The organism is Sphaerimonospora mesophila (genome assembly GCF_001417795.1).
GTDB lineage: Bacteria > Actinomycetota > Actinomycetes > Streptosporangiales > Streptosporangiaceae > Sphaerimonospora > Sphaerimonospora mesophila.
The window spans coordinates 20116-29517 of sequence record NZ_BCBX01000064.1 but is presented as its reverse complement, the minus strand read 5'-3'; the positions used below and the strand labels follow the sequence as shown (position 1 = coordinate 29517).

The 9402-nt window shown below is 70.6% G+C and carries 7 protein-coding genes and 1 CRISPR repeat array; of the genes, 1 reads left to right on the top strand and 6 read right to left on the bottom strand.

The window, feature by feature from the left end:
• Positions 1-34: 34 nt before the first annotated feature.
• Positions 35-918: a CRISPR direct-repeat array (repeat unit 29 nt; unit sequence GTCCTCCCCACGCCCGTGGGGGTGAGCCG).
• A 21-nt stretch (positions 919-939) separates the two neighbouring features.
• The 6 genes from AP234_RS39050 to AP234_RS33145 all read right to left on the bottom strand — a co-directional run bounded on the left by AP234_RS39050 (position 940) and on the right by AP234_RS33145 (position 7440).
• On the bottom strand, positions 940-1437 hold the full coding sequence (locus AP234_RS39050; RefSeq protein WP_235558532.1) for a glycosyltransferase family 2 protein: 498 nt from the start codon (positions 1435-1437) through the stop codon (positions 940-942).
• 600 nt (positions 1438-2037) lie between these two features.
• On the bottom strand, positions 2038-3204 hold the full coding sequence (locus AP234_RS33165) for a DegT/DnrJ/EryC1/StrS family aminotransferase (protein ID WP_055483719.1): 1167 nt from the start codon (positions 3202-3204) through the stop codon (positions 2038-2040).
• The gene (locus AP234_RS33160; RefSeq protein WP_055483718.1) at positions 3201-4259 is read right to left on the bottom strand and encodes an NAD-dependent epimerase/dehydratase family protein; all 1059 of its coding nucleotides are present in this window, start codon (positions 4257-4259) and stop codon (positions 3201-3203) included. Before AP234_RS33160 ends, AP234_RS33165 begins: the two co-directional genes overlap by 4 nt.
• A gap of 29 nt (positions 4260-4288) precedes the next feature.
• Positions 4289-5614, bottom strand: a complete 1326-nt coding sequence (locus AP234_RS33155; RefSeq protein WP_055483717.1) for a hypothetical protein — start codon at positions 5612-5614, stop codon at positions 4289-4291.
• On the bottom strand, positions 5601-6368 hold the full coding sequence (locus AP234_RS33150) for an HD domain-containing protein (protein WP_055483716.1): 768 nt from the start codon (positions 6366-6368) through the stop codon (positions 5601-5603). The genes AP234_RS33155 and AP234_RS33150 overlap by 14 nt, the downstream gene beginning before the upstream one ends.
• An 88-nt stretch (positions 6369-6456) precedes the next feature.
• Positions 6457-7440 carry an NAD-dependent epimerase/dehydratase family protein gene (locus AP234_RS33145; protein WP_200926838.1) on the bottom strand — a complete coding sequence of 328 codons (984 nt, stop codon included), beginning with the start codon at positions 7438-7440 and terminating at the stop codon, positions 6457-6459.
• A 510-nt stretch (positions 7441-7950) separates the two neighbouring features.
• Between AP234_RS33145 and AP234_RS33140 the strand changes: the two genes are divergently transcribed.
• Complete coding sequence (locus AP234_RS33140) at positions 7951-9387, top strand: helix-turn-helix domain-containing protein (protein WP_055483715.1); 1437 nt, start codon at positions 7951-7953, stop codon at positions 9385-9387.
• Positions 9388-9402 lie beyond the last annotated feature (15 nt).

Sequence of the window (9402 nt, the reverse complement as noted above, 5' to 3'; positions counted from 1 at the left end):
CCCGGTGGCCACAGGCGCCGACCTGCCTGAGTACGTCCTCCCCACGCCCGTGGGGGTGAGCCGCCGGGCCAGCGCCTCCCCAAGGTCGGCGGCGAGTCCTCCCCACGCCCGTGGGGGTGAGCCGGTGTGGCAGGACGACCCGTTCCGCTACGTCGAGTCCTCCCCACGCCCGTGGGGGTGAGCCCCGTAGGCGGGCACGTCGTACGGGCCGAGCTGGGTCCTCCCCACGCCCGTGGGGGTGAGCCGTTCGACCGGTACCGCATGGCCGTGGAGCTCGCGTCCTCCCCACGCCCGTGGGGGTGAGCCGGGTGCGGGCGTGTCGTACCCCTTGCCGGGGCGGTCCTCCCCACGCCCGTGGGGGTGAGCCGCTGGTAGAAGCCGTCCAAGCCGAGCCGGTCGGGTCCTCCCCACGCCCGTGGGGGTGAGCCGAACGCCGCTACCTCGGCCATGGCCGCGTGCGGGTCCTCCCCACGCCCGTGGGGGTGAGCCGGCTGACGATCACAGCCTGGATGCGGCGCGGTGAGTCCTCCCCACGCCCGTGGGGGTGAGCCGCGCTGACCGCCGCTCTCGGGGAGGCGCGGTGAGTCCTCCCCACGCCCATGGGGGTGAGCCGGACGAGTACGAGATCGCCATTGTCGACGGCGGGTCCTCCCCACGCCCATGGGGGTGAGCCGGCAGAGGGCGCGCCGGTCACGGACTCCCAACTGTCCTCCCCACGCCCGTGGGGGTGAGCCTCCCACGAGAGATCAGATACCAGGCCACCTCACGTCCTCCCCACGCCCGTGGGGGCGAGCCGTGCCCCAAGTGTGGCGGCGAGCGCGGGAAGCCGTCCTCCCCACGCCCGTGGGGGTGAGCCCTACACCGGGGAGCTGTTCGGCCTGACGCCGGAGTCCTCCCCACGCCCGTGGGGGTGATTCTCACCGGTTCGCACTTGGTGGGTCAGATGATCGGGGGTCGGCCTGCGCGGGTCAGTCTCAGAACAGTGGTCCAGGACATCGGCCGTCGCTGTCCGTGTCCGCCCTTGAGTCCTTCCCATAGGCCGGCGAACCAGACGCCGAGGTTTACACGGGACCGGATCCGGATGATGCTGAGCAGGGTCCAGGTCGCCAGGTAGATGGGGATCAGGGGCGCGGGCAGTCGTCGGTAGGCGAGCCAGACGCGGTTGCGAGCGACAAGGCGGTAGTACTGCACGTGCCGGGCGGGGTCGGTGGCGGGGTGGTGGATGACGATCTCTGGGGCGTACCAGCCCGTACGCCCGAGGTCCCATAGCCGCCAGCTCAGGTCGATGCCCTCATGGAAGAGGAAGAAGTGGCCCGGCCAGCCGCCCGCCTGCTCGTAGTCGGCGCGGCGGATGAGGACGACGCCTTCGGCCATGACAGTGATGGTGCCGGGCCGGGTGGCGTCGCCGGCACGCAGCCTCGGGATCCAGCGGCGCATGGTGACGCCGGTGTCGGGGTCGGCGATTCGGGGTTGGATGTAGGCGGCTTCGGGGTGGCGGCGGGCTTCGGCGACGAGCCGGGCGAGCGTGTCGGGCGTGGGGAGGACGGCGTCGTTGTCGAGAAGAAGATGAACTCGCCGCAGCCCGAGCCGGCGAGTTCGTCCGCGCCGATGTTGCGGCCCTGGGGGATGCCCGTGTTCTCGGGCAGCGTCACGGTGTGCACGCCAGCGGGGACGTGGTCGGGCTCGACTCCGTTTCCGACGATGACCACACGTAAATCGACGTCTTGCTGGACGAGGAGGGAAGCCATCGCCTGCCTGAACGCCTCGAAACGGTCGTTCATGGTGAGGACCACCACGTCGATGGTGGGCTTCGGGCTGGTCATCATGTCTCCCCGAGAGATGCGACAGCTCGGTGCGTGGAAGGGGTGCCACCCGCCGGGGAAGCCTCGAGGCGGGCATGGTGGTTCTTCCGATCACCCTAACGACGTACGGCCTGCACGTCGGCGTGAACACGAGGGACGTGGCGCTTTCCCTGATGCGCGGAGCCGTACATCTTGGAGTGCTGGAGCGGTCGTCTCTGTTTCCTCCGTGCTCTGCTCAGGCCGACCGGTTCCACAGAGCGTGAACGGCGCTGATGACCCGATCCGTCTCGTGCGAGGTCATGGCGGGGTAGCAGGGCAGGGAGAGCTGGCGAGCCGCGGCCGTTTCGGTGTTGGGCAGCGGATGCGTGCCGGCCCCGCGGTAGACCCGCAACATATGCACGGGTTTGAAGTGTCTGCTGGTCCCGATCGCGTATTCGGTCCGGAGGTGTTCGGCGACCTGGTCGCGTGTGAGTGGTGCGCTGTCGGGGTCGATGAAGATCGAGTAGAGGAACCAGCCATGCTGGACGCCGGGCAGCACGGTCGGCGTGGCCAGGCCGGGCAGGTCGGCCAGGGCCCGGGTGTAGGTGGCGGCGATTTCGGCGCGGCGGGCGGTGAAGGCGGGCAGTTTGCGGAACTGCTGGATCCCGATGGCCGCGGTGATGTCGGGCATCACGTACTTCAGGCCGGGTGCGATCACTTCGTAGTCGGCGGTGCTGCGGGTGCCGTGCCGCTGCCATATCGAGGAGTCGATGCCGTGCCGGCCCAGCAGGCGGGCGCGCTGGACCAGGTCGCTGCGGCCGGCGAGCATGCCGCCTTCGCCGGTGGTCATCACCTTGTTCGCGTAGAAGCTGAAGGTGGCGAGGTCGCCGACGCTGCCGGCCCGCCTCCCGTCGCAGCCGGCGTACAGGGCGTGGGCGGCGTCCTCGATCAGCAGGAGCCCATGGTCGTCGGCGAGCTCGCGGAACGCGAGCAGGTCGCAGGGGTGCCCACCGTAGTGCATGACCACGATGGCTTTCGTACGGTCGGTGATCGCGTCTTCGGCTGCCTTCGGGTCGATGTTGAAGGTGACGGGTTCGACGTCGACGAAGACGGGGCGGGCTCCGGTCTGCAGGAGTGCGTTCGGTGCCGCGCAGAAGGTCAGGGCCGGGGTGATGACCTCGTCGCCGTCGCCGATGCCGGCGGCGAGGAAGGCCAGGTGGAGGGCCGCGGTGCAGGAGGACACGGCGAAGGCGTCGGCGACGCCGAGGGTGTCCCGTACGGCCTGCTCGAATCGGGTGGCCTTCGGGCCGTGGGTGAGCCAGCCGGAGCGGAGGGTGTCGGTGACCTCGGCGATCTCCTCGATTCCGATGGAGGGGCGGTTCCAGGGCAGGAACGGTGGCCGCGTCTCAACCGACTGGGTCACTGGGTGCTCCAATCGGCGGCGGCGTACTCGGCGTGCAGGCGCTCGCACGCGAGTGAGCGGACCGCGGTGATGCGTCCGGCGTTGCGGGAGGCCGTCAGGCCGCGGAAGTTGTCGTACTCGGGTAGGTCCGGGTCGCCCAGTTCTTTGGCGTCCATCGCGTCGGCGATCTCGCGTACTCCCTGGGAGAGGCGGGTGGTGCAGGCGTCGGGGAACGCGGTCGCCAGCCGGGCGAAGGACGTCCGGTAGTCGCGCGCGTCCGCCTCGTCCCGCTCCGGGCCGCGGTCGATTCGCGATGTGGGCACTGCGGTCTGCACGGTCTCGGCGATCTCCGCGATGGTGAAGTTCTCCCGGTCGGAGCCCAGGTTGAAGGTCCGGTGGCCTCCGGGGGCGTTGAGCATGAGGGCGAGGATCTCGGCCACGTCGGTGACGTGTACCAGGGGGCGCCGCTGTGCGCCGCCGTTGAGCGGGATGCGCCCGGTCGCGATGGCCTGCGCGGTCATGCGGTTGACGACCGAGTCCAGGCGCTGGCGTGGAGATCGTCCGTGCACGGTCGCCAGCCGTAGCACCGTCAGGGCGGTGCCCTCCAGCATGCCGGCCAGGCGCCGCTCGGCCAGGACCTTGGTGCGAGCGTAGATGCCCAGGGGGTTGGGTGCGGTGTCCTCGTCGACGGTTCCGTCGCGGCTGCCGTAGACGCTGCAGGAGGAGAAGAACACGTAGTGGGGGACGTCGGCGGCGGTGGCGGCCTCGGCGGCGATGATCGGAGAGGCGTAGTTGAGCTCGACGGCCAGCCGCTCGTCGACGGCGCAGGCGGGCTCCCCCACCAGGCCGCCGAGATGCACGACCGCGTCCGCCCCGGTCACCGCCCGGCGCAGCGCCAACGGGTCGCGCAGGTCGGCGCGTACGAACGTCTCGGCGTCGGGCAGCAGGCGGCGGGGGTCGTCGTCGCGGTGATAGATCAGCCCGTCGACCACGGTGACGTGGTGACCGAGCGCGGCCAGATGGCGGGTGGCGACGGCGCCGATGTATCCGGCTCCGCCGAGCAGGACGATACGCACAGCGGTGAGGTTCCTTCCAGGTGGCTGTGTCAGTGGACGGGCCGGGGGCCGCGGGAATGGCGGGCCCTGCCCAGGGCGGTCAGATGGAGATCGGTCAGGCGTGGGACGAAGGCCACATCCAGCCGCTCGACCGGGTGGAGCAGGCCCCGCTCGCAGATCTCCGCCACCCACACCGCCCACCCGGCGGCCGGGTAGGCCGGGTTGATGCCGATCTCCCCTTTCGGCAGGCGGCCGTTGAACGGGGTGGGAATTCCGTGGGCGTTCCAGTAGGCGTACGCCTCCAGGCTTTTGGCCTGCTCGAAGGTGTGGAACAGCTGCGGGTAGCGCGGGAGCCACCGCATCTGGTGGAAGATCGTGTGGCCGAGCAGGTGCGGCGAGATCTCGGTGAGCGTGTCGAGGTCCATGCCGTGGAATGTGACGGACGCGGCGTCCTGGGACGGGGCGAGCGCCAGGCAGGCGAACAGGTGTGACAGGCGCCGCCGAACGTATTCGGCCGCGCCCGGGGCCAGAGCGGGCTCGACCTGGCTGATGAGGTGCACGAGCCGGTCGTGGTCGGGGCCGAACTGGGCAAGGTCGAACAGGCGTCCCATGCCGGTCACGGCCGAGAACGCCAGGCGCTTGTACAGGCGGTTGTTCATCTCCCCCGCCTGGGCGTACTCCTTCGTCTCGGGTGCCGTCGAGTGGAGCATCAGGTACTCGGCGAGCACCTCGAAGTAGAGGTAGCCGAGGAAGGGGAGGTGCGGCACGGTGGCGGCGAGCCGGTCGACGAACTCCTCGCGGGGCGTGCCGGTGCCGCAGGCGTTGGCCAGCAGGACGTCGAGGAAACCGGCCGCCGCGCGGAGGCGCGCCACGGCCGCCTGGCGGAGTTGCGCGTCCTCGGCGTCGGTGAGGACGCCGCGGTAAGTGAGGTAGGTCCGCAGGTGGATGCCGCCCAGCCGCAGGTAGTCCAGGCCTTTGGCGGGGACCGGCGCGTCCGGGGTGATCTGGAAGACCAGGGTTCGGGTGTCGCGCTTGGTCTCCAAGAGGTACGACCCCAGGTTGTGGGGGCGCAGACCGGTGGGCGTTTTCGTGAGCGGGGCGCAGTAGATGGCCCCGACCAGGCAGCCGGCGGACGCGCACACCTGGCCGGTGGAGCGGATCAGATCCAGCGCCGCTGTGGTGTGCATCAAGTAGATCGGTCGCCCGCCGGTCAGCGCTTCCAGCATGGCGTTGTCCCGCAGCAGCCAGCCGTTGGGTGTCCGGCCCTCCAGGTGGCGGCGCCAGTCGCTCTCGCTGTCGGCGAGCCCGGCCGGGGCGGGCCGGTCGGCGGGAGCGGCGAAGTCGGTGTGGGCGTAGTCCCATTCACGGTCGTGCATCAGCGTGCCCCTCCTGGGGGAAGAGAGCACGCCGGGCCTGGTCGAGCGCCTGGGCGTAGGGGATGCCGTCCAGCCGGGCCTGCTCGGTGGCCAGCATCAGGTCGAACGCCACCGCGTGTAACCACCAGGGGATGTCGACCCGCAGGTGGGAGGGGTCGGGCCACCAGCGTCGGCATGGCAGCCGGTAGCGGTCCAGGGCGTCGGCCGCCTTGAGGAGATCGACCAGCGGCCAGGCCTCACGAGCGGCTTCCCGGTCAGCCGGCGTGAACGCGGCGTACGCGATGTCGTGCAGGGCGATCGCGGTGACCGCCCGCGCCACGGTCACCGGCGGCAAGAGGCGTCCGAAGGTGATCCCTACCTTGTGGTGGTTACGCGCGAACCAGCGGGCGGCCCGGCGCCCATGCCCGGGGTCGTCCCGGTCGTCGCGCCGACGGCAATCGTGGACGGCGGCGGCCATGCACAGGGCGATCGTGTCCTGCTCGTCGAACTGATGCTGTTCGGCCAGCAGCGACGCCAACAGGCTCACCCGGGCGCTGTGTCCGATGCCGTGAATGGAGTCGGCCTGGCGCGCGTCGGTGAACCAGGCGGCCGACGGCACCAGGAGCAGGGGCAGAGCCCGGCGCGGCACGGGTATAGAGCCGAAGTCCATGGCCGGGCGGTTGGCTTCGATCCAGGCCAGAGTGGCCCGGTCCATGCGCTGGTGGCCAGGTAGCCTCCCCTGGCCGGCGAGTTCGTGCAGCGGTGGTGAGGTCACGAAGGCCCTCTCAAGATCTTCGATCGTAAGGCGGGCGCCCCGCCGAGGCCCGATCGGCGCGGAGTTCGGCCAGCGGGGCAGGGAGTGGTCAGGCGACGGCCCGGTCGGCGCTCAGCCACGCGGGGATCGCGGTGGGGTTGGCGCGCAACCAGGCGACGTACCGGTCGATCCCGTCGGCCACGGCGATGTGCGGCCGCCAGCCGAGCAGCTCCCGGCTGCGGGTGGTCGCGGCGTAACCGCCGAGGGGGTCGCCCGGCGGGCGGGGCGCATCCACCAGCCGCGTACCCGGATAGTGGGCGGCGATGCGCTGCGCGATGGCCCGCACCGACGTGGCGATTCCGGTGCCGACATTGACGGTCCGCCCCGCCGCACGATCGGCGACCAGCGCCAGCACTGTCGCACGGACGACGTCCTCCACGTGCACCATGTCCCGCACCTGATGTCCGCCCCCGTTGAGCAGCAGCGGCAGCCCCAGGTGCGCGCGCATCGACAGGCACGCCACCATCCACGAGTGCGATCCGGGTTTGGGCACCTGCGGATCGCCGTACACCGAGAAGTAGCGCAACACGGTGTAGTCCGTGCCGCTACCGACGAGCATCAGGCGGACCTGCTGCTCGCCCCACGCCTTGGAATTGGCGTACACGCTGATGGGGTGCATGGGCCGGTCTTCGGCGAACTCGGCGACGCCACCGGCGCCGTCCCCGTAGACCGATGCCGAGGAGACGAACACCAGCCGCCTCACCGTGCGGGCGGTCAGGATCTCCTGGAGAACGGTCTGCGTGCCGGCGACGTTGGCGGCGAACGCGACCGCCGGTTTCCGTGTGCAGGCGGCGACATCGGCGTAGGCCGCGGCGTGAATCACGTAGTCCGCTCCCCGGACCAGCGCGCGCACGGTCGCGGCCTCCCGTACGTCACCGAGGACGATCTCCGTCCCCTCGTCCAGGCCGAACAGGGCACGGACCGGGTGCGGGTAGGCGTCCATGCGGTCCAGCACCACCGGCGCCGCGCCGACGGCGGTGAGCAGTCGCACGACCCGGCTGCCGACGAGCCCTCCGCCGCCGGTCACGAGCACGCGAGCCCCATCGAGGCGGCTCAGACGTGGATCAGATACGACATCCACGACGAAACCCTTCACTGTAGGAACTCCCCGAACCACCGCGGTCCGGGGTCGTACCGGTGGCCGTGAGGGGAACCGGCCACCACACCCTCACCGGTGCTACGCCGGGAGAGACGGAGCCTGAGCGTGATCGGCCGGCCGCTCGCGGCCGAACTCGCCGTCCTGGACGCCGCTGATCGCGAGCATGGTCTCTCCTTCAGGCTCTTGAGCAGGCGTGTCGGGGGGAAGTACGCCACGTCGCGGTGACCGTGAGCGACATGCGGATCACGCTGATGTACTGCTGTGAGCCTGGCGACCGCCGCCTCGGCCGCCAACGCGGTTGTGTCCTGACCGCGCCGCGGCCCAGTAGGCCGAATCGGCCTACGAGGACGCCGGGCCGTGGTTACCGTGAGATCGTTTCGCCGGGCGTGGCGGCGGAACCGGGACGGCCAACGACGTGCATCACTGGCTGGTGGAGGAAGCCGGGTGGAACGCAGCGCGAACAGCGATCGGGTCTGTCCGGCGTGCCGCTACGCCAAGATCAGCCGGTACAACAGCGAGCCGCTGTGCGGGCCCTGTCTTCGGGCGGCCCGCGAATCGGGCGGCGTCACCCCGACGTGGATCTGGGACTCGCTTCCGCTGCGTCAGGCGCTCGCCCGGGTCGATATGGGCGCGGTGCTGGCGATTCTGCGCGGGGCGTCGGGGATGAGTCAGCTCGACTTCGGCAACCTGCTGGGCTGGTCGCAGTCGGTGGTTACGAAGATCGAACGGCGTCAGCGGTTCACTTTCCACGACGTGCGCGAGATCCTGCGGGTGTGTGACGAGCTCGGGATGCCGCGCTCGGCGTTGCTGCCGCTGATACTCGGCCGGGAGGACGCACGTCTGGAAAGCGACGATGCGGCCGGGTTCTGGGGGGTTGATGTGGATCTCGATCGTCGGGAATTCGGCGCGGTGGCCACCGGTCTGGCCGTGTCCGCGCTGCTGCCTCCTCCCGTGCGCGTCGACCGCGCGCATGTGCGGTACCTGCATGCCGTTCTTGAACGGTTACGCAGCCAGGACCGCACCGTCGGCGGAGCCTGTCTGCTGAGTCAGGCCAGGAAAACCTTCGCCCGAGCCCGGGCGATGCTCGATGAGTCGGATTACACCGCGCAGGTCGGTCGAGAACTGCTCGTCGTGGCCGCCGACCTCGGCCTCGTCAGCGCCTGGCTCGCCTACGACGCGGGCAACCAGCCGCTCGCCCGCGCGCTGTACGGCGAGGCCGCGCTGCTGGCCGGAAGCTCCGGCGACACTCACATGATCGTTCACGTGTACGTGAACATGGCCCAGCAGGCCACCCACCTGGCCCGGGTGACCGGCCGCCGCGGCGCCGCACGCGAGGCCCTGCGCTTCGCCGACCGGGCAGCCGACGCCGCCCGTCACTCCCGCACACCCACCCTGCACGCGCTGATCTCCCTCCGGCAGGCCCTCGCCTACGCCCAACTCGACGACGAGGTGGCCTTCCGCAGAGCGATTTCGCACGCCCGTCATGAGCTGGACCGCGGCCCCGATCCCGACACCGAGCATTCGTGGACCGCCTTCGTCACCCCGTCTGAGATCACCGGGTACGAAGCGATGGGACGGATCCAGCTCGGCGACCCGGCCCGCGCGGCCGACCTGTACCGCACAGTTGTCAGCGACTCCGATCGCTCCCCTCGTGACCGCGCCTACTACCAGGCCCGCCTCGCCTCGGCGACCTCGGCCGCGGGCGACCACCGGACCGCGATCCAGGAGGGGATGGCCATCTTGCCCGAGCTGGGCGGGCGGCTGACATCGGTGCGGGTGCTCAATGAGCTGCGCCCCGTACGCAAGGCAGCACAAACGGATGAGGAGTTCTGCGAGCGCTTCGACGAGGCAGCTCGCATGCTCGCCCCCATCTCCGCCTGAACCGGAGCAGACAGC

What these genes read in the sequence shown, in the direction of transcription:
- AP234_RS39050 (WP_235558532.1), bottom strand. Translation starts at nt 1,437, where the DNA reads ATGCGCCGCTGGATCCCGAGGCTGCGTGCCGGCGACGCCACCCGGCCC.
- AP234_RS33155 (WP_055483717.1), bottom strand. Translation starts at nt 5,614, where the DNA reads ATGCACGACCGTGAATGGGACTACGCCCACACCGACTTCGCCGCTCCC.